The sequence below is a fragment of the Paenibacillus turicensis genome (assembly GCF_050461185.1).
Taxonomy (GTDB): Bacteria; Bacillota; Bacilli; order Paenibacillales; family Paenibacillaceae; genus Fontibacillus; species Fontibacillus turicensis_A.
Window position 1 is genome coordinate 1,715,458 of sequence record NZ_JBCMOR010000005.1, and the last position, 20,792, is coordinate 1,736,249.

11 protein-coding genes are annotated in these 20,792 nt (G+C 41.0%); 5 read left to right on the forward strand and 6 right to left on the reverse strand.

All coding sequences use genetic code 11. From position 1 onward, the window contains the following. Positions 1–359 precede the first annotated feature (359 nt). Genes ABE099_RS10220 through addB form a run of 4 tightly spaced genes read right to left on the reverse strand, consistent with a single transcriptional unit; the run spans position 360 to position 12,666 of the window. On the reverse strand, positions 360–3,851 hold the full coding sequence (locus ABE099_RS10220) for an AAA family ATPase (protein WP_430029921.1): 3,492 nt from the start codon (positions 3,849–3,851) through the stop codon (positions 360–362). Beyond that, positions 3,852–5,033: an exonuclease SbcCD subunit D gene (locus ABE099_RS10225; protein ID WP_430029923.1), complete on the reverse strand. Its 1,182-nt coding sequence runs from the start codon at positions 5,031–5,033 to the stop codon at positions 3,852–3,854. It abuts the gene before it with no gap. Between the two features lie 44 nt (positions 5,034–5,077). Further along, complete coding sequence (gene addA / locus ABE099_RS10230; RefSeq protein WP_430029925.1) at positions 5,078–9,136, reverse strand: helicase-exonuclease AddAB subunit AddA; 4,059 nt, start codon at positions 9,134–9,136, stop codon at positions 5,078–5,080. Further along, on the reverse strand, positions 9,133–12,666 hold the full coding sequence (gene addB, locus ABE099_RS10235; protein WP_430029927.1) for a helicase-exonuclease AddAB subunit AddB: 3,534 nt from the start codon (positions 12,664–12,666) through the stop codon (positions 9,133–9,135). The genes addA and addB overlap by 4 nt, the downstream gene beginning before the upstream one ends. A gap of 358 nt (positions 12,667–13,024) precedes the next feature. On the opposite strand from addB, the gene nrdD reads away from it, so the two are divergent. Both nrdD and nrdG read left to right on the forward strand, forming a co-directional pair. Continuing rightward, on the forward strand, positions 13,025–15,214 hold the full coding sequence (gene nrdD, locus ABE099_RS10240; RefSeq protein ID WP_430029929.1) for an anaerobic ribonucleoside-triphosphate reductase: 2,190 nt from the start codon (positions 13,025–13,027) through the stop codon (positions 15,212–15,214). Positions 15,215–15,216: 2 nt separating this feature from the next. Continuing rightward, on the forward strand, positions 15,217–15,720 hold the full coding sequence (nrdG, locus tag ABE099_RS10245; RefSeq protein WP_430029931.1) for an anaerobic ribonucleoside-triphosphate reductase activating protein: 504 nt from the start codon (positions 15,217–15,219) through the stop codon (positions 15,718–15,720). A gap of 83 nt (positions 15,721–15,803) precedes the next feature. Here the strand turns inward: nrdG and ABE099_RS10250 are convergent, their stop codons facing one another. After that, on the reverse strand, positions 15,804–16,313 hold the full coding sequence (locus ABE099_RS10250) for a hypothetical protein (protein ID WP_430029934.1): 510 nt from the start codon (positions 16,311–16,313) through the stop codon (positions 15,804–15,806). A 115-nt stretch (positions 16,314–16,428) separates the two neighbouring features. On the opposite strand from ABE099_RS10250, the gene ABE099_RS10255 reads away from it, so the two are divergent. Beyond that, positions 16,429–17,133 carry a DsbA family oxidoreductase gene (locus ABE099_RS10255; protein WP_430029936.1) on the forward strand — a complete coding sequence of 235 codons (705 nt, stop codon included), beginning with the start codon at positions 16,429–16,431 and terminating at the stop codon, positions 17,131–17,133. A 178-nt stretch (positions 17,134–17,311) separates the two neighbouring features. Beyond that, on the forward strand, positions 17,312–17,806 hold the full coding sequence (locus ABE099_RS10260) for a hypothetical protein (RefSeq protein WP_430029938.1): 495 nt from the start codon (positions 17,312–17,314) through the stop codon (positions 17,804–17,806). Positions 17,807–17,812: 6 nt separating this feature from the next. Here ABE099_RS10260 and ABE099_RS10265 read toward each other — a convergent pair whose 3' ends face one another. Beyond that, the gene (locus ABE099_RS10265; RefSeq protein WP_430029940.1) at positions 17,813–18,799 is read right to left on the reverse strand and encodes a glycerophosphodiester phosphodiesterase family protein; all 987 of its coding nucleotides are present in this window, start codon (positions 18,797–18,799) and stop codon (positions 17,813–17,815) included. A 184-nt stretch (positions 18,800–18,983) separates the two neighbouring features. Here ABE099_RS10265 and ABE099_RS10270 point away from each other — a divergent pair, with 184 nt between their 5' ends. Beyond that, on the forward strand, positions 18,984–20,780 hold the full coding sequence (locus ABE099_RS10270; RefSeq protein WP_430029942.1) for a helix-turn-helix domain-containing protein: 1,797 nt from the start codon (positions 18,984–18,986) through the stop codon (positions 20,778–20,780). The last annotated feature ends 12 nt before the right edge of the window (positions 20,781–20,792 follow it).

Below are 20,792 nucleotides of genomic sequence, written 5' to 3' on the forward strand. Positions count from 1 at the left end.
CAATACGTCCGACGGGGTGCTTGCAAAAATGATGTCGGCTTAACTGTAGTATAACAGGGGGATGAAGCTGTATCTGTGATTTAGTTCACACTAAATAAAAATAATCCAAATTAAGGAATACTAAATTTTGGCCCCATCACGTAATAATGCTTATGTTAATAAAAATAAATGCTACGCTCTCCAATATTTAAGGAAGCAAGTAATTATTTTCCTCGTTTGCTTGTTGCAGAGTTCTAATTCCAAATGATTTGTAGCCTAACAAAATAAATAGATCTTGCATAGCAATAGTAGTAGCTTCAATGAGATCCTGTGCCTTAATTACTACCCTTCCCCATTTCCCTTAACTCTTTATGGCCTAGTTACAGCTTCTCAAGCACAATTTTTGAGCCATCTCCTCCACTCTCGGCAGGAACTACAATTAATTTACGTGGCAGACGAGCACGAAGCTCAGGCACATGGCTTATAATACCCACTGCCAAATGCTCATGATGTAAATGCTCTAGTGAAGTAATAACGGTATCCAGCAATTCTGGATCTAATGTGCCGAAGCCTTCATCCAAGAAGAAAAATTGTAATGGATATTGTCCACGAAGCTGAATTTGTGCTGACAACGCAAGTGCAAGGGCTAACGATGTCAAAAAGGTCTCACCACCAGACAAAGTACCAACCGGTCTTCTTACCCCTCCATTCGCATCATCACGAATAACAAAACCACCACTAGAGTCACTTTCTAACGCATAACGCTGGTTTGTTAAATATTTAAGACGCTCCGACGCGGAACGACTTACATTCATCAGTTGCTCCTCTGCAATGTACTCAACAAAAGCATTTCCACGTAACGAGGTTTGTAGCTTTAGTAATAAATTAAGCTTGTGCTGCAATTTTGATCCTTGCTCTTCTAGCTGCTGCCACCTAGTATTTCTATGCTTAATATCTTCTAAATCACGCTCAAGCCTAGCGACATGACGCACTGCTAGCTCAGCATCGCTTTTAGCTTGCTCTACCTCTATTTGCTTCTGCTTCCACATCGCTTCGTCTATCCGCTCTTCACCAAGCTTAGACTGTAAGTCTTTAATTGTAACTTCTAGCTGACGTTGTAAATTTAGATGTTGTTCAATTCGCGTTGTGTACTGTAGTATTTGGTCTGACTCCATCCACGCTTCATTAACTTCAGCTTCACTCTCAAATGAGGATTGAGCTAGTGCTTGCTCCCATGTTAACTGTTGCTTGCTCCATTGTTCCTTTGCACTTGCTAAGGCTTGCTCAGCTATACCATACCCCGTAGAGCGCTCATGGAAAATTTTTAACGCTAGCTCATATTGTTCTTCACAGGTTTTAGCTAGAAAACGTAATTTTACAAGCTGTTGTTGTACATCTGTTAACAAAGGTGCCACCGCTTGCCCTTGACTCCATAACTTCAAGCGAGCTTGCTTTTCTGCTAGCAATTCATTTTTGCCCTCCAGTTGAGTCGATAATTGCACCCGTTGCTTGTCTAGCTCAATAAGCCCATCCTTTAGCTGTCCAATCTTAGCTGTAGTTTCCTCAATAAAAGGCAAGCTACGTGCTAAACGCTCTTTAATGTCCTCTGCTTGTACATCCTTGCGCTCTATTTCCTCCCACCGCAATGCGGCTGGCCCCTTATCCATATCTTCCTGACTGCTTTGCAAAGGAAGCTGCGCTAATATAGCTTGATATTGTTGTAGTTGCGCATGTAATAACTTCTTTTGATCTGCAAGTTCTTGTCTCTTTCCCTCCAATGCAGCTTGTTCACCTGCAGTTGTTAATCTTGCTGGAGCTAGCTTTCGCCAAGCGACTTGAATTTGCTTTACCGTCTGTATCCACTGTGCTATAACAGTTTGTTCTGCTGAACATTGTTGTTCAAATTGGTGTAGTTGCTCACCACAAGCCTCTAATTCCCTCGTCCAAAATGTAATAGACTGAGTCTGTGCTTCATTTTCTTCACTGGGAGGTAAATTTATTTGACTTGAAATTCCAACTGCAGTCTCCTGCATTTGGTCCTGTAAAGACTCTAACCCATCTATTGGCTCTAACTCTTTTATATTTTCTATTAAAGACACCAGCTGCTCAATGCTACGTTCATAACGATATTCTAGTTTATTAAACTCCGATGCCCAACTCTGGATATCATTAAATTGCGCTTGTAGCTCGTGATGAGAGACCTCTAGCTGTTCAGAGTTGGCTAGAGCTGGATGATGTATCGAGCCACATACTAAGCAAGGCTCTCCTTCTACTAAGCCTGATGCGAGCTGTGAAGCCCATCTAAGCTTTTGTTCATGCTCACTTAACTGTTGTAACTGGCGTTGGACCGTTTGTAATTTTATCTGCCAAGACTTTACTTCATTCCTAGCTTGTATTTGCTGCTCCATCAAATCATGTAGTTGCTGTAATGTCTCCTTAAGTTGGTCGTTAAGCATGACTTGCTCTGCTTGAAGTGTTGCCATTTGCTTCTGCATTTCTAACGCCTTGTTGCTCCACAACTGCTCTTCCTTGGCTAAAGCCTCTAGCTGAGCTCTGAGCTGAATTGCAGCTTGCTCTTCCCGCAACGCCTCTTGGGCTTGCTTGCGTTCCAAAGGCTTTACTTCATTAAGTAATGCCTGCTGTTCAAGCTCTACCTTTCGATGCTGCGCCTTGACCAATAACTGCTCTTCTTTGCTTAATAAGTGCTGGGCTTGCTCCCTTTTTGATTCCATATCAGCTAACTGAGCTTTCATATGTAAGCTTTCATCTTGAAGCTTTACGCATTCCTTTTCTAGTAGCTGAGCTTGCTCTAATTGCTCAATACGTTGAAGCAACTGAGGCTCATTTTGAGCTAACTGCTCTTTTGCTTCCTTTAGCGCTATGGATGCCGTCTCGCGCTCTTTATTTGCAGTCTCCAAGCTAGCAGATGCCTGCTGTAGCCCTAGCTCAAGTGTGGATACTTGATGTTGTAGCTGCTTGAGTATAGTTAAAGGTGACTTTAAAGCTAACGCCTCATTTGCCCTTGTCAGCTTCATCTGCATTTTTTCAACTTCAGCGCGTCCTACCTCTAGCATATTTTTCTGCGCTAAAGCTTGCTCTAAATCGCGGCTCCATTGTCTTTTAAGTGTTAGCTGCTGTAACTGCCCCTGAGCCTGTTCGAGTACCTCTTGTCTCTCCTTGGTATACATGACAGCCAATTGCCACCTAGAATCAATCACTTCCACCTGCTCAAATGAGGCGGCACCTAAGCCTTGTTGCTCCGCTTGAAGCTCCCGTAACTTTTGCTCATGCTCCTTCACATAACGATTAACCTTTTGCCCAAGCACATCCCCATATTGCTCTAGGTGAAAAAGACGTTGAAGCATCGCCCTACGATCTACACCTTTAAGCGACAGAAACTCTGCAAACTTCCCCTGTGGCAAAACGACCGCTCGCGTGAAATCATCTAGCTTAAGTCCAATTTTTTGCTCGACACATTTTGTCACATCAGCCAGCTTATCCGCAACAACCGTTTCTCCCTGCTCTGTAACCGCAATAAATCGGCTAATTGTATTACTAATTGAAAGCTCATTTGTCCGCTTAAATCTACGTTCCACACGATATCGCTCTTTACCCTTAGCAGAGGTAAGCTCAAACGTAAAGGAGACAAACAGGGCATCCTCAGATTGATTCATAATACCTTGGGTGCCTCCTGACGCTCTACCTACTTTTCCATACATCGCAAGTGTTATCGCATCTAAAATCGTAGACTTCCCACTTCCAGTAGGACCAAATATACCAAACAAGCCCATCTCACAAAGTGCAGAAAAATCAATCTCCTGCATTTGGCGGTAGCTCTGTAAACCTGAAATTTTCAAATGGATTGGCTTCATCTACTCCGCCCCCTCTTCGATCAAGCTATCCTTATTTTCCTCAACTAAGGACATAAACAGCTCCACTAGCTCCCGCTCTGGCTCAGCTCCCCCGTGCTGACGGGTATAAAAATGGGTAAACATTTCGGAAATTGATAAGCTAGCACGCTCTGAAGCACTTAGCTCCTGCTCTTGCTCTGGATAGATAGGACGAATATGAATAATGCCTTGATGCGCTTTGCGAAGTGCGTGGATGTCCCCTAGTGACATCGCTTCTGTTAATTTGATCTCAAGATCAATAAACGCTTGGTTATCACGTCCCTCGTCCAACCACCGCTGTACCTCCTCCAAGCCGCCTTGACATCTCCATTTAAGCAATGGACGTCCACAGGACAAATAAATTTCCTCTAGCACAGGTGACTGTCCAGGGGCAATATCAAGCAGCATCACCGATTTAGTCTGTCCTGCCTCTGAGAAGCTATAAGCTAAAGGAGAGCCACTATAGCGAATAATCCCTTCTCCTTTTACCTGCTGAGGGCGATGAAGGTGTCCAAGGGCAGTATATTGTGCACCAATATTTAGTTCAGAAGGGCTCACCGTATATGCGCCACCAACTTGGATTGGACGCTCTGAATCACTTTCTAATCCACCTAGCACATAAATATGGCTCATCGCTAAATTAACAGTATCCTCTTTAAAGTAATGTCCCATTTGTGCCATCAATTTGCCGACCTTTGCACTATATTGAACACGAAGTGCCTGTTCACTTTCATCTAAGGAGAGCAACTCACTTAATCTTGCTTCAGAAGGATAGGGTAATGCCGCAATAATTGCTTGCTCATTTGTACGTGCAACATTGACATAAATAGGTGAAGCCACAGGAAGTCCGAGTAGTGCAATGCCTTGGGCTGCAACAAGTGGTGAAGATGCCGCTACACGTTCTGGCTGATCATGATTACCTGCAATAATAACAAGCTGACTTCCCTCTGCGGTTAATCTAGCACAAGCCTCATAAAATAGCTTTTCTGCCATGGCAGGCGGATTCACACTATCATATACATCCCCCGCCATTAAAATGAGATCCACCTTGTACTCTCTCACAATAGTAACAAGCTCATCAATAAATGCCTCTTGCTCCTCCTGTCTACTTCTCCCTTCTAACGTTCGCCCCAAATGCCAATCCCCTGTATGCAAAATTTTCATTGCTTACACACTCTCCCGTCCTACTAATACCATTGCTACTACTTTTATATTTTGATCGCTTCCCCTTGATCAAAGAAATACAACCACTTTTCATGTACGACTTGCCCTGTCATCTCTTGGATCGCTTTTTGATACAATTCTAGCTGAAATTGATAGTGCGCAGCTAACGCCTCAATTCCACCAAGGTGCGGGTTAACTCTATCACTTTTGTAATCTAACAAATACAGCTTGTCATCTACACTAAATAAACAATCAATAACCCCTTGCAGTAATACGACTTCATCAGCTAGCTCAACATTCTCATCCGTAAGTAGAGATTTTTTCCCTTGGAATCCTTCACCATTAGTTCCTTCATTAAGCTCAAGCAATAAATCTGTCAATAAATCAGCATGAGTATCCTGTACAGCTAAGCCAAAGCTAAATGGTACCTCTCGTCTCACCCACTGTGCCTGGCGAAGCAAAATACCAACTGGACTAAGCAGAAAGTCAACAATGCGCTGCGGGTCGATCACCTCTCCTTGAGGTGCTGTTAAAATTTTATTTAAGATGAGTTTAGCGATCGTCTCTTGAATAATGCCTACTGAAGGCTCAACGTCAAAAGGCACATGCTGCATTAGCACATGATAAGCAGTACCACGCTCGGTTGGCGACAGCTTCACCTGCTCCATAAACCTTGGACGCTGTAGATGTAATTGATACACGACCTCTTTTTCTTCCAACGCTTGTCCACTTTGTTCCTCTCTAAGCTGCTTTCGCTCAAAAATAGAAAGGCTTGGCTCATTGTGCAAACTCATTTTTGCTTTCATTTCAGTGACAGAGGTTTGAGCAGGTATTCTAGTTGCAGTCTGATATGGATATTTCCATGCTAGCTTGGTATGAATTTCATCATAAATTTGCTGATCTACTTTGGCGCTTAATTGTAAATCAGTGTTTAGCAGGTCGGATCCCATATCCATTTGTTCACGAGTTGCCGCCGCAGGCATAGCTAAATATTGCGAAGCTGCAACGGAAATAACAATATTCCACTCCTTCATTCCTTCAAATGCTTGTGTGGAAGGTTCCGTTAAATCCGCCGCTTCACGTAATGGCAATGCCGATGGATGCCTAATTAACGCAGGACCAATCCAGTCTAAGTAACACTTTGCACGTGCTAGCAAATGATCTGGTAGCTTCTGCCCCTGAACATGAATGGCACTCCCCCATGCCTCAATCGATTTAAGCAGGTCTTTTACTGCCGAAACCATAATTAACTTCTCTCTTGGACGTGTTAAAGCCACATATAACACACGCATTTCCTCAGCAAGCAGCTCTAGCTCTGCCCTACGACGAATTGCTAGATTGGGTAACATCGGGTAGCTGACTCGCAATGCCTCATCCACATATTTAGGACCAAATCCAAGCTCCTTATGCACTAAAAAAGATCCATTTAAATCTTGACGATTAAATTGTTTAGCTAACCCCGCGATAAATACGACAGGAAATTCAAGTCCTTTACTTTTATGAATCGTCATAATACGAACGGCATTACTTTGATCACTCGAAGCGACGGCCGCCCCTAAATCGCCCCCATTTTCACGTAAGCGGGTAATGTATCTTAAAAAAGGAAATAAGCCACTAGACATAGTGGACTGCTCATATTGACGCGCTCGATCATGCAATGCCTGTAAATTAGCTTGTCTTTGCACACCAGCAGGCAAACCACCGACCCAATTTAAATACCCTGTATCACTATAGATTTTCCAGATCAGCATACTTAGCTGGCCTTCCCTTGCAAAGCTACGCCAAGCCGTTAGATGTTGTTTAAACGTATCTAGCTTGCCAAGCAATAAAGGAGACAGCCTTTCCACCTCATTCACAGTCATTTCAGTGTATTCAGTCATTTCAGTGTATTCAGTCATTTCAGTGTATTCAGTCGTTTCATTTTCCTCAGCTGATCCTGTCCAATCATCCATAGCCCAAATAGCTTCCAGCCCTTGATAAAAGCTACTTCCTCGCTCCTTGGGACGATACAAAGCAATTTGTGCTAATTCATCCTCTGTAAGCCCATAAACAGGAGAACGTAAAACAGCCGCAAGCGGAATATCCTGAAGTGGATTATCTATAATTTGAAGAAAGGACAACATCGTCTCGACTTCGATGGCATCAAAATAACCTTGATTTAATTCCCCAACGACAGGAATTCCTTGTAAGGACAACTCTTCCATCATTACTTTTGCCCATGAGGCTGTAGAGCGCAACAAAATAACGATGTCACTGTAACGAACAGAACGATTCTCCTTTAACCCTTTATCATACACTTGAAAAGCCGATTCTCCAGTTGCTCCCATTAGTCTATGAATCCGTGCCGAGATTACTCTTGACTCCAAAACAACTGCATCTAGCTCAGCCTTATCCACTTCATCAGTCAGTTGCTCCTCATAAGCCTCACGATGCTCCTCCAGAGCTGCATCTAGCTCTAAAGACTCTTCACTACGGTCAATTAACAACCATTCGGGAGCGTAAATAGACGTTTCACTATTATCGTCTTCTGTTGTTATATACCCATCGCCATATACTAATTCAGCTCGTTCATCGTAATTAATTTCTGCAACCGTCTCGTCCATAATTTGTCTAAAAATTAAGTTCACTGTATCTATCACTTGAGAACGACTGCGAAAGTTACGTGCTAAATCAATACGATAGCCACCCTCCATATTAGCTCCGTATTGATAACGCCGATATTTTTCTAGGAACAAGCCAGGGTCTGCAAGACGAAAACGATAAATACTTTGCTTCACATCACCAACCATGAAACGATTCCCTGGGGATGTCCGCGAAATTAAACGTACGATCTCTTCCTGTACGGTGTTCGTATCCTGATATTCATCTAGTAAAATTTCTTCATATTGCTGTTGATATTCAAGCGCAGCATCTGAAGGAAGTAACTGTGTTGGTGTCGCATCCTGATGTCTTAAAATTTGCAACGCGTAATGCTCCAGATCAGAAAAGTCCAACCAGCCCCGACTCACTTTTGCAATGCGATAAGCCTCTGCAAATTGAGAGACTAAAGTCGCCAACTCTTGCATCAGGGGGGCACTAGCATGAAGCTCAGCAATAAACTGCGCAGTCGTTCTGCCAAATAGCTGAGTTTGTAAGGCAGACAAACTTTTCTTAACCTCATCACGTAACGCCTTCACACGATCCTGCATCATGGGATCAGTTTGATCCTTTTTACATGGCTTTAGCTTGCCAAAGGACACGGTCTGGAACAACTCATACCATGATGCCCATGCTTGCTGTTTAACCCCGTCCATTAACGTCTGTACCATGACACTATCTGCTGCTAATGTTTCAACATAAGGGGCAGGTCCACCTGGTGCCATCGCAATTGCCTTGCCTTGCTCAAGACGCCCCAATGCTCCTTCTAGCGTCAGCAACACATCCTGCATAATACTTTTTATCCATACGTTGTGCTGTAGATTTTGTTCATCTGCATGTACAAACATATCTGCTGCTTGCTGTAGCCATACCTCAGGCCATGGATGACTTCTGGAGAAATCATATAAACGCAACACAAGCCAAAAAACAGCATCGTCTCCTTTTTCCCCACCATACCAATCAACAAGGGATAAAAAAGGAGTTTGTCCTATTTCATTGCTATATTTTTGCTCAAATAACTCCTCCAAAACCTCCTGCCGCAAAAGTGAAGTTTCACTTTCAGTCGCAATCCGGAAGCCTGGATCAAGTGGAATTAATGTATAATGTCGCTGAATGACCTCCATACAAAAGGAGTGTAAAGTCGTAATTGAAGCTGAACCAAGCATCGCGAGCTGCCGTTTTAAATGTGAGTCATTTGGATTTTTTTCAAGTGCGGTTTCAAGCGCTTCACCTATCCGATGACGCATTTCAGCCGCAGCCGCTTTGGTAAAGGTAGCCACTAATAAGCGATCAACATCAATTGGGGATTCTGCATCACATAACTTACGAATAATTCGTTCAACGAGTACAGCCGTTTTACCAGAGCCTGCTGCTGCTGCAACAAGCATATCCTCCCCTGCTAACGTAATTGCTTTCCATTGATCATCACTCCAAAATACACCTTCTGGTTTTGGGATTATGTTCATAGTGGCTTCACCTCCTTCTCTATGCCTTCAAGTAGCTCCCACATTTGATTTTTATTTTTACTTCGCAATAAATGATAATCATTACCTTCCATGCTGTCGTCAAACTGACATACAGACCGATAGGCACAATGGGTGCACGCCGTTTCTGTCCCTAATCGATAAGGAGAAATCTCAACATCACCATCTGTAATTCGAGTGCCTATCGTTTCGATCGTATGTCTTGCATTGCTCAGCAACGTCTCCCACTGCTCTAAAGTGGCAACGGATGCGGAGCTATAAAAACCTCCGTCCGCTTTTAACGCTACAGGTAAAATATCGGAATACCCCTTGTCTAGTGGCGCATCCATCTTTGCAATGACATCTCGGTCAGCTAATATCAAGCCCTTCATTTTAAATGCCTTAAGCATATCTAGCTTAGCTTGCTCTTGGCTTATGTGATTACTATTTTGTAAAAGAGGATTATGCACATGGAAATACAATGTTCCCGCAGGTAAAGCTCTTTGCCCCAACCATGCTTCCGCTGAAGTCAACAATACGTCTAGGTATGTGAGCATCTGCAAGGACAAGCCATAATACACCTCATGTAGCTTCAAATCCGTCTGACTTGATTTATAATCAATGACACGTAGCAACAAGCCTTGCTCGCTTTCTGCCATATCAACGCGGTCAATACGCCCGACAATTTCCATTACATAGCCATTCGGTAACTTAAAGGTTAACGGTGGAAGTGGGCGTCCTGGTCCAAAATCCAACTCCAAGCCAACCGGCTCAAAGCTTGCCCTTTTCGCTTGCTCCCCCAAAATAACGGAAGCTCGACCCACAATATTTTTGAGCTTACGCGTAATGTAGCCATAACGTTTAGAGCTGAGCAAAATTTGTCCTTGTAGCTTAGGCACTAAGTGGTCTACGACCTCCTCCGCCTGCTGCCAGCATTCCTCCTCAGAGAGCAAGCCCCAGCTTTTGCCTTGCTCCTGAAGCGTAAGCGCAATTTTACTTAACGCAGCATGAAATAGCTGACCAATATCAGGCGCCTTTAGCGCAAACACCTTTCGTTCCCTTAACGCAAGCCCATATGAAGCAAAATGAGAAAATGGACAAGCAGAAAACTTTTCCATACGAGACACGCTTGTACGAAGCACCTTGCCATATAATCTTTTACTTGTGATTGGCTGTAAGGTTGTAGTTTTATTTTTATAGCCAAGCGATTGCAGTAATGAAGCGGTCTGATCCCGCCAGTTGGGTTGGGTCTTGTACCAGCCAAGCACCTCCCACCAAGCACGAGCAATAGGGATACCCGCTTGATACATTCGTAATCTAGCAATAAGCTGTGGAAGCTCAGCTTGTGGATGAGTTAATAGACTTAAAACCGCTTCTTCATCCTCCTGCTCTGTATAACCTCCAAGCGTAACTTCTGTTAAATAGGGTGCAAAATACCCCTTTACCTGCCTTATAACTTCTGATGGCAATAAGCTTTTGCCTTCTTCATCCCCTTTGGGGTAGCTTAACCACAATGAAGTATCTGCTGAGGTTAAGGCGCTATAAATAAGAAATCGTTCGTCCAATTGCTGTCTGGATAGATTAGGTCCCAATACGACACCATTTTTGTCCAATACTTCACGTTCAATCGGATTTAAAATGGTCATGTCTTGTTTTACCGCTGGGAGAACTCCTTCGTTAAGTCCTAACAAAAACACATGCTTAACATGATTACTTCTTGTTCGATCGATTGTACCAATTAAAACCTGATCCAAGGAGGGAGGAACCAACGATAAATGAAGTGATTTTAATCCTGTTTCTAACACACCTGCAAATAACAGTGCATCTAGTTGTTCCTCTCCCATCATCTCTACCATTTGATCAAGGACGTCTAATATTTTTTTCCAGAGCTGTCTATGCTCTAACGCTTGTTGTGCTTGCCCCTGCTGCAACGCCTCATGCGCCCATAGGTCTAAACGATGTGGAGCTTCAACTTGAATAAGTAGTTCATAGACTGCCTTACACATCTCTGTCACGCTTTTAGCAGTATGAAGTTTCTTACCAAAAGCATAAAGAGGTTGTACAATGGCAGCACGACACAATTCTAGCTTATGTAGCCTAGTTGCATGAGCTTCCTGTGTTGCTGTAGACGGCTCTCCTTCTTCTAGTGAGGCTTGAGATGATAAATTCCATGGTGTACCATCATACCAACGATAGCCACTTATTCCACTCGCCAAAATATAGTTTTCTAAATCGTCCATATCTCCCCATGTTAAACTATCATCCGTAGGAAATAGGCAGCCTGTTTTTACACAGCGAAAAACATCTTCATATTTCCAATTTTTCAGCACAACATTAAGCGCCGCACGCATAAATTCAACAAGAGGATGAGATAACATACTAAACTTTTTATCTATAAAATAAGGTATTTCAAATTGTTCTAACATCGTTTCAAATACATGCTGGTAGTCTTCAAGATTAGAGACAAAAATCGCCATGTCTCGCCATCTTGCCCGTTCATCACGCGCTAGCCTTACCATATGACGTGCTACACCCTCGACCTCGCTCCGACGATTTGCCGCAGCACGAAGAGATAATGACTGTAATAAATCAGGTGGATTGACAACATCAGCCCGTTTTCTCCTGCTCTGACTCGCATATAACTTTTCTAGCTGACCTAAGGTTTGGCTTTGTGTAAAACGTGGAAATGTATTCGGCTCTAGCACGATCGTTGGCTTAACTTCTATTCCGTGCTCCTTCGCCATTTCCATTAGCTTGTAACAAGCAAGTCCAGTACCATGGAATAAATCCAGCTCCTGAGGAGGCTCAATATCGTAAGGACGATCCAGCGTCAAGCATATAGTGACCTTTTTCGCCTGCTTCATCAAAGCTCCAATTGCGTCAAGCTCCTGAGGTGTAAAGCTATAAAAGCCGTCTATCCAAATCTCAGCTTCCTTTATATATGTAGAAAAAGGCGTACCCTCTACTAATTTTGCAAGATGATCTTCTGCATCAATATACAAACCCGCACATTCAGCTTCAAATTCACGATAAATGAGCGCCAAATCATGTAGCTTATCTCTAAATAGAGGCGTTAAATGATTCCCTTGCTCTAGCACAGCCAAAGAACGCTGTAGTCCCTGACTATCCAGCTTATAACGCTTAAATTCTGTATACAATGTATTTATTTCTTCAATAAAACCTAGTTGATCCGCGGCACGACCGTAGAGATCTAGCTCATCCCTATGCCGAGCCATCACTTTATAGAGCAGCATTTTTTTGCCTTCATCACTGATGGGAATTAAAGCCGCTCCCCCTGTCTCCTGCATAATACGATAAGCAAGCCGATGGAAGCCTAATACTTGAGTACGAAGACTACCAGAAATGCCTGGAGCCTGTAGAATGGTTCTTTCTATTTGAAAGGTCGCCTGCTCAGGTGCAATTAAAATTAATGGCGAACCTAATGGGTTGGTGGAAACAGCAGTTGTGATTTGCTGTAATACATGATGGCTTTTTCCGCTGCCGGCACGTCCAATAATAAGCTGTAATGACAAGGAAAGCCCCCCTTTAAATTGACGTAAAATATCATATAACTACTATAATGACCAATGTGATCTGTCTTACAGTATATCACAATAGTAGCGTGCTTTTTATGTATCGCTGAAGCGTACTTTTTGGTAAAACGAAGCAAGAGCTGTAGTGAAAAAGTAATATGTATGCTTTAACACCTAACAACATATAGATATTAAAACACTCCATACCACCAATATATAGTATTTGAAAAGAGGTAACGACAAAAATTCATCATTTCTTCAAATTTTCATTAACAACAGATGACAGTGTTTCAAATCACGTTTTTTGCAATTTTAATTATGCTATACTCACTACTATTGTAAGCAATTTTATAATGAGGTGATTGTTACGTTAGTTATTAAACGCGATGGATCCGAGGTAGCATTTGATCTGCAAAAAATAATTGATGCGATTTGTGCTGCGATGGAAGCCACAGAAAAAAAAGTAGATATGGCGATTGCGAAGCAAGTAGCCGTCCAAGTTACAAACGATATTTCCACCGCTGATAAAGTTGACATAGAACATATTCAAGATTTAGTACAACATCATTTAATGAACAGTCCACGTCAAGATGTGGCAGAAGCCTATATCGGTTATCGTGAGATTCGTACCCTTAAACGTCGTGAGCGTAGCGACTTAGATAAAAAGGTACAAGGCTTACTTGATCAAACCAATGAAGAGGTCTTAAAGGAAAACTCCAACAAAGATGGTGCAACAATTCCTACGCAACGTGACTTATTGGCCGGAATTACAGCAAAAGATTTTGCTCAAACCTATATGATGCCTAAACGTGTCGTTGAAGCGCATAATCGTGGGAGCATTCATTTCCATGACCAAGACTACAGCCCTTATTTTCCGATTTACAACTGTATGCTGATCGACTTGAAGGAAATGCTAGAAAACGGCTTTAAGCTTGGTAACGCCCAAATTGAGACACCCAAGTCTATTACAACTGCAACAGCAATTACGGCACAAATTATTGCACAGGTTGCAAGCCACATTTACGGTGGAAATACGATTAATGAAATTGATATTATTTTAGCGCCTTATGTTGCTCAGTCCTTCCGTAAGCACTTTAAAACAGGTCTTGAGTGGTTGTATCCTGAATTGGAACAATCAATTGCAAACGAAGATATTAATTATGAAAATGAAGCTTTACGACTTACATACCCAAGAGCATTCGAATATGCAGTAAAGCTAACTGAAAAAGAAACCTTTGATGCGTTCCAGTCTTTAGAATATGAGATTAATACATTAGTAAGTGCAAATGGTCAAACTCCATTTAGTACATTTGGTTTTGGACGTGGTCTTTCTTGGACAGAACGTCAAATTCAAATTGCCATTTTGAAAAACCGAATTCGTGGTCTTGGTAAAGACGGAAAAACGCCTGTATTTCCTAAGCTAATTTTTGCGATGGAAGAAGGCGTAAACCTAAGACCAGAGGACCCGAACTACGATATTAAGAAATTAGCTTTAAAATGTAGCACACTACGGATGTACCCTGACATTATTTCAGTACCTAAGGTTAAAGAAATTACGGGCTCATTCAAGTTCCCAATGGGTTGTCGTTCCTTCTTAGGTGTATATGAGGAAAATGGAAAGGAACTCCATGATGGTCGATTTAACATGGGTGTCGTTACAGCCAATTTACCTAGACTAGCCATCCAAGCCCAAGGCTCTGAAGCTAAATTTTATGAGCTGCTTGACGATGTATTAGATATTTCTCGTGAAGCACTCATGTTTAGAATTGAACGCTTAAAGGGAGTTAAAGCAAAGGTAGCGCCAATTTTATATATGGAAGGTGCAGCAGGAAGTCGTTTACATCCTGAGGATACTATTGATCATCTATTGGAAAATGGACGAGCTAGTATTTCACTTGGATATATCGGTATCCATGAAACAATTCGTGCTTTATATGGCAAGGCGATTTTTGAGGATGAGACTTTACGTGAAAAAGGTCTAAACATCGTCAAATATTTAAGTCAAAAAACAGAGCAGTGGAAAAATGAAACAGGATACGGCTTTAGCCTATACTCCACCCCAGCTGAATCCCTATGTTATCGCTTTTGTGCTTTAGATGAGAAGGAATATGGAGAAATTGAGGATGTAACCTCTAAGGGTTATTACACAAACTCCTTCCATTTAGACGTAAATCAAAAAGCAACACCATTTGAAAAAATTGAATTTGAAAAGCAATACCCTGTATATGCGAATGGTGGCTTTATTACGTATTGTGAGTTTGATTCACTAGTTAAAAATCCAGAGGCGCTTGAATCTGTATGGGATTATGCCTATGAGCGTGTGCCTTACTTTGGTACAAATACACCAACAGATAAATGCTTAGAATGCGGATTTGAAGGGGAATTTGAAGCAACTAATCTAGGTTTTAAATGTCCAAATTGCAACAACAGCAATCCAAAAACTTCATCCGTGATTCGTCGCTGCTGTGGGTATTTATCTGAGCCAAGTCAACGTCCATTTAATGCAGGGAAGCAAAAAGAAGTATTGTCCCGCGTTAAACATATGTAATGATGAACATCGCAGATTATAAACGGTTTGACGTTATTAATGGTCGTGGGTTAAGACATTCTTTGTTCACTTCTGGTTGTTTGCATGCTTGCAAGGGTTGCTTTAATGCAGCCGCATGGAACTTTAACTATGGTACAGCCTATACGCAGGAGCTAGAAGATCAAATCATTGCAGATTTGAACATGAAGGATGTTCAGATTGCAGGGTTATCAATTTTAGGTGGCGAGCCGTTTGAGCACCCAGTGGAGCTCTTGCAGCTCGTAACACGAATTAAAAAGGAATGCGAAGGTAAAAACATTTGGATTTGGTCTGGCTACACATTTGAGGAAATCTTGGCGGACGAACCAAAAAGCTCATTATTGTCACATTGTGATGTATTAATAGATGGAAAATTTATTTTGGAGCAACGTAACTTGAAACTAAGCTGGCGTGGCTCAGAAAATCAACGTGTGTTGGATGTTGCAGCAAGTCTTAAAGCAGGTCAAGGTGTTTGGATAGAGGAATAAAGGAAAAAAGGTTCTTCCATTTATGTGGGACTGCCCCCTACTCGTGAGAAAGGGATCAGTCCCATGTCTTGGGAGAGCCTCTTTTATTTTTGATACCATACTTCGTAAGCATGTAACATAGACTTAACTTCATTTTTATCATTTTCTTGCAGTATATTAACTGCCAATCCGAATTCATCTATCACAACATGATCCTCCGGCTTGCTGGCGGGAAGAACGGACATCGTATAATTCTCTTTATTATTTATATGGCTTATAGGCCTAGACCAGGTTTTACTCATTGCTTCACTTAAATCCAACAAGGCTGTTGTTCGCTCAATGGTATAGTTCCCTTGATGTTCATGTAATTGCCCACCAGAATAAATATGTTTATTGTAACGGAAAAGCATTAAACTCTCTCCATTCATTAACTCCAACCTTACAATTCCCGTCATAGCTAAACCTTCTTCTTGTTTTACAAACTGCTCAATCGCTTGCTTCTTAGGAAGATATGTATAAGATTTTTGTGGTATATCGTTACTTTTAGTACAACCAACAAGAAAAAGCATACAAATAAGCATACTTATCCCCATCCTTCTAACCTGCTTTTTCATCAATTTTTATTCATTCCTTCCACACTACTTTTATTTGTAACTTTCTTTTTTATAGTGTATAGTTTAAAATAACGATTATACAATTTAATCTAATTGCCTACTGGAGGTATTTATAATGAAAATTGAAATTTGGTCAGATTTTGTCTGTCCTTTCTGTTATATCGGAAAACGTAGATTTGAGCAAGGCTTAAACAACTTTGAGCATAAAGATGAAGTAGAAATTGTGTTCAAAAGCTTTGAATTAATGCCTCATTTCGGCAAAGACCTTGGTAAATCCATTCATCAAGTCATTTCCGATGAAAAAGGGATTCCAATTGAACAGGCAAAATCAATGCATGCTCAGCTAACAGCTCAAGCTAATGAGCTAGGACTTGATTATCAATTTGATACGATGATTCCTACCAATACGTTAAATGCACATCGCATGACTCACTTTGCCGCTAAATCTGGTAAAATGGTTGAAATGTCTGAACGTATATTTAAAGCTTATTTTGTTGAATCCAAGCATATTGGTGACTTTGACACGTTAGCTTCTCTCGCTGAGGAAGTTGGACTTGATCGTGAACAAGCATTACAAATGTTAAATAGCGATCAATTCACAGCGGAAGTTAAAGCAGATGAGCAAGAAGCGGCAAATATTGGTGTGCAAGGTGTTCCTTTCTTTGTTATTAACCGTAAATATGCAGTTTCGGGCGCTCAACCCCCACATGTATTTACAGAAGTATTAAATCAAGTATGGGAAGAAACAAAAGCAGAGTCCCCGCTTATTATGAAATCAGATGGCAGTAACACCTGTACAGATGAATCTTGTGATATTTGAATAGATAAAAAGAAAAGTGAACACAAAAATTAGTGTTTACTTTTCTTTTTTATTAGTTCCCCTAAAAGAGAGTTGAATTGTTTTGACACAGTCAAACAAATTAAACTTCAAGGCTATTTCCAATGAATATTGCAAGGATACAAATATTGGATTATATTTTGGGAAAAGAGGTACTGAGATGTTATTTTTAATTGAAAGTATTATTTTGTGTGTGTTATTTTCAATTGTAGTATTAGTACCGCTAGCTAAAAATCCAGTTGGACAGATCATGTCCTATCCTATTGAAATCAGAAAAAGAGTAGAGTCTTTGCCACAATATAAAGATAGTATTAAGCAACAGGAGACAAGACACATTTGGATTAAGATTGTCGGAGCATTCACATTTGTATTGTTATTAGCAGTAATTGCATATTTGTCAGGGGCAACAACATTTAAAGAAGCTTTTCTTTACGTTTTTTTCTTGTTCTTTGTTGTTAATTTATATGATTTGTTTATTTTGGATATTGGTATTTTTATGCATTGTAAAAAGTTTTGGATACCTGGAACGGAAGACATGGTCGAAGAATATCTTAATCCACGCCATCATTTTGTAGGAGCAGGTAAAGGTACAATCATTGGATTGTTGGTTGCCTTCTTAGCGGCGACACTAATTCAAATAGTACATATCTTATAATGCTTGCTATTCAGACCTTGTTCTGTCAATTCTGTTTGTCCAAACAAAACCGTCATATTTATCTGGAATTGAATCGAGGCTCTCTATGGTATCAAATCCTTCCGATACTCTCCCGCTTCCTTGGACAATGACTACACGAGTATTGACTGCTTCCATTCGTTTAACAAACTTATGCGGCCATCCCCAGAGGAATTTTGCATATTTAAGGGGAATATGTAGTTCCATATTGTGCATTGATTCCGGAACATACCCCAGAAAGCCTACCAGTTCGTAATCGATGAGAGCCTTTTTCAGCATAGCCATTGACAGCAGACGCAAAGAAGGACTTTGCTTTCTTAAATATCCAATCCCCTCATCATCGCCGTATACAGTCAGTTGGGCAAGACGTTCTTCGGATAATGTACTCAGTTTTTTCCATAGAACCTCGTATGTTTCAACGTTTCCATCTTTCACATGAATTAAAAATTCCTTGTCGGGAAAGGCGAAAAAAACCTCGTCAATCGTAGGCATAAGACCAACACCTTTTCCTCTAAACGGAAATGTTTTTCCACCATCAGCAGTATAACCATATCCAATATCCAGTGTTTTTAGTTCTTCCATAGTGTAGTCCCCTACTTCACCTTCTACACCAGTTCGGTACTCAATAGGTGAATCATGAAACACAGCAAGAATTTTATCACTTGACAGTTTCACATCAAATTCAACTACATCTGCTCCATAATCAAATGCAACTTGCATAGAAGGAATTGTATTTTCAAGATATTCATGCTCTGGCTCATCAATGATTGCCGCTGTATTTGTGTTCCAATCTGTTTTAGAAGCATCATATGTCTGTGCAAGCCCTCTATGTGCTAAAAGTTTGTAGCCTTGTCCTCCTGAATAAAAAACATTTGTGTTATTTAACCAGACTAAAAATACGATCACAGTAATAATCCCTAAAAATATCCAGCGTTTTTTTTGAAATCTTGGTTTCATTTTACCTTTAGCTATCAAATGCAATCCTCCGTTCTACTTTCAATTACTTTAACATCTACTCAACCTACAGTTGAGAAGACTTTCCACTAACTTCATGTAATACCCTCTATTGCTATGTAACGGTCACTTGTATAATAAATTCAGAAGGCGCCTTCAAATTTGAAAGGAGGTCGTTTGCTGAAATTGTTGGCAAACTACGATCATGGACGAAAAACAATTTGCTCGACAGCTTGCATTACTTCGTAAGGAATCTAATTTGACACAAGAGGATTTAGCAAAGCAGCTTCATGTCTCCCCCCAAGCGATATCTAAATGGGAAAATGGACACTCTTTGCCGGAAACTGCTTTATTGCCTCAGCTTGCTCGTATTTTAGATGTTAGTATAGATGATTTATTTAGGGACGGCAATCTCATCATTATTGAAGCCATATTTGGGGATGGACTAGAAGCAATACAGGTTACCAAACGCCTTAATCGTTTAATTGAAAACAATAAATTAAGTGTGCTAGCTTCATCATCAATTTTAGGTGTAACTGTTTCAGAGGAGCGCATAGCCTATGTCACACTAAAATACCAATCTTCACATGGGATCTGCTACAAAGTATTCCTTGAAGGAGAAACTATAGTCCTTGATCAAAATGATCTCCCCATTGAGCTTCCTGATAATAACAGTGCATTATCCATCATCGCAGGAAGATATGGTACCAAAAATTATCATTATGATGTTATGCCAAAGATGAAGCACTACAAAACATTTAACTGGAATGCATATCCCGCAAACCATCAAACGTTCCCTAGTGATCCAGCTAACGATCAAACCGAATATTTAACACTAATTTATGTTAATAACAGTGGGATTCATATGGCTACCTGTGCTGAAGGAGAAAGCTTGGAGTATGACAATACTAAAACTACATTTATTAGACGTGCCAGAAGCAAGGAATACTATATCCCAGATGTACCGGAATTACCACCATTTGGAGCTGGCATGGACTGCTCATGGGCAGCTGCGTTGACATCAGCACTACAAGCTATGAAAATAGAAACGACCTATGAGGAAGTGATGGGTGTTTCAGGGGCATGTTATCGCATTGCCTTTTGTTCACCTAACTGGGACTATAGCGCCGTAGACGGTTTAGTTGCTTATGATTATGCCACACCAGGGTTTGCAGCATTTGGATATACGCCTGAACACTACGCACACATTGAGAAAACAGATAGAGCTATGCATCGGCAAAAAATAATAAAGGAAATATCCTCTAACAAGCCTGTTCTAGCTATTAATTTACGTGTTGCTCCCGAGTGGGGCCTAATTTGTGGATATGGGAATGAGGGTGAAGATTTATATTGTCGTACCAAGTATGATCGCCAAACCATTGAAAATGATCCTGTGTTCACAAAAGGCTTTCCACCATTTGATCCTAGCAAAATTGGCAATCCGTATAGCTATCTGTACGTTGACAACTGGCCTTTCTTAATTATGTATTTTAACAAAAACGGAAAACAACCAACCCAAAAAGAAAACTTAATCAACTCACTCAAAGTTTTTACGGATAGCATGACAAAAATAAGTAGCAACGACTATTCTATGGGGTTTAAAGCTTACGATATATGGGCCTCCGATCTTAGAGATGATGAGTTCTATGCAAATTGTGATGTTAGGCAACTAACACATCGTTTTTTAGTGAATCAATTTTGTATGTTATCTTTACTTGATGCGCGTAGGTCTGCTAGCCTTTTTCTAAGTAGCTCACTCCACTTATTTGAACATGACCAGCAGCTTCCACAAATTGCACAACACTTCGCAGAAGTTCACAAGATCGCTGAGGATATCCATAAGGAGTTAGAGACTGGAGCACCGCTTAAAGATGATGAGTACAGACAATTTTGGACATTAGTCAAGCGACATGAGCAGGCGAATGCCATTGATCAAATCGTCAAGCTTGAACTTGAAGCCCACCGATTGGCACTTGAGTTCATTTCACAAAATAACAAATAATAACCTGTTATC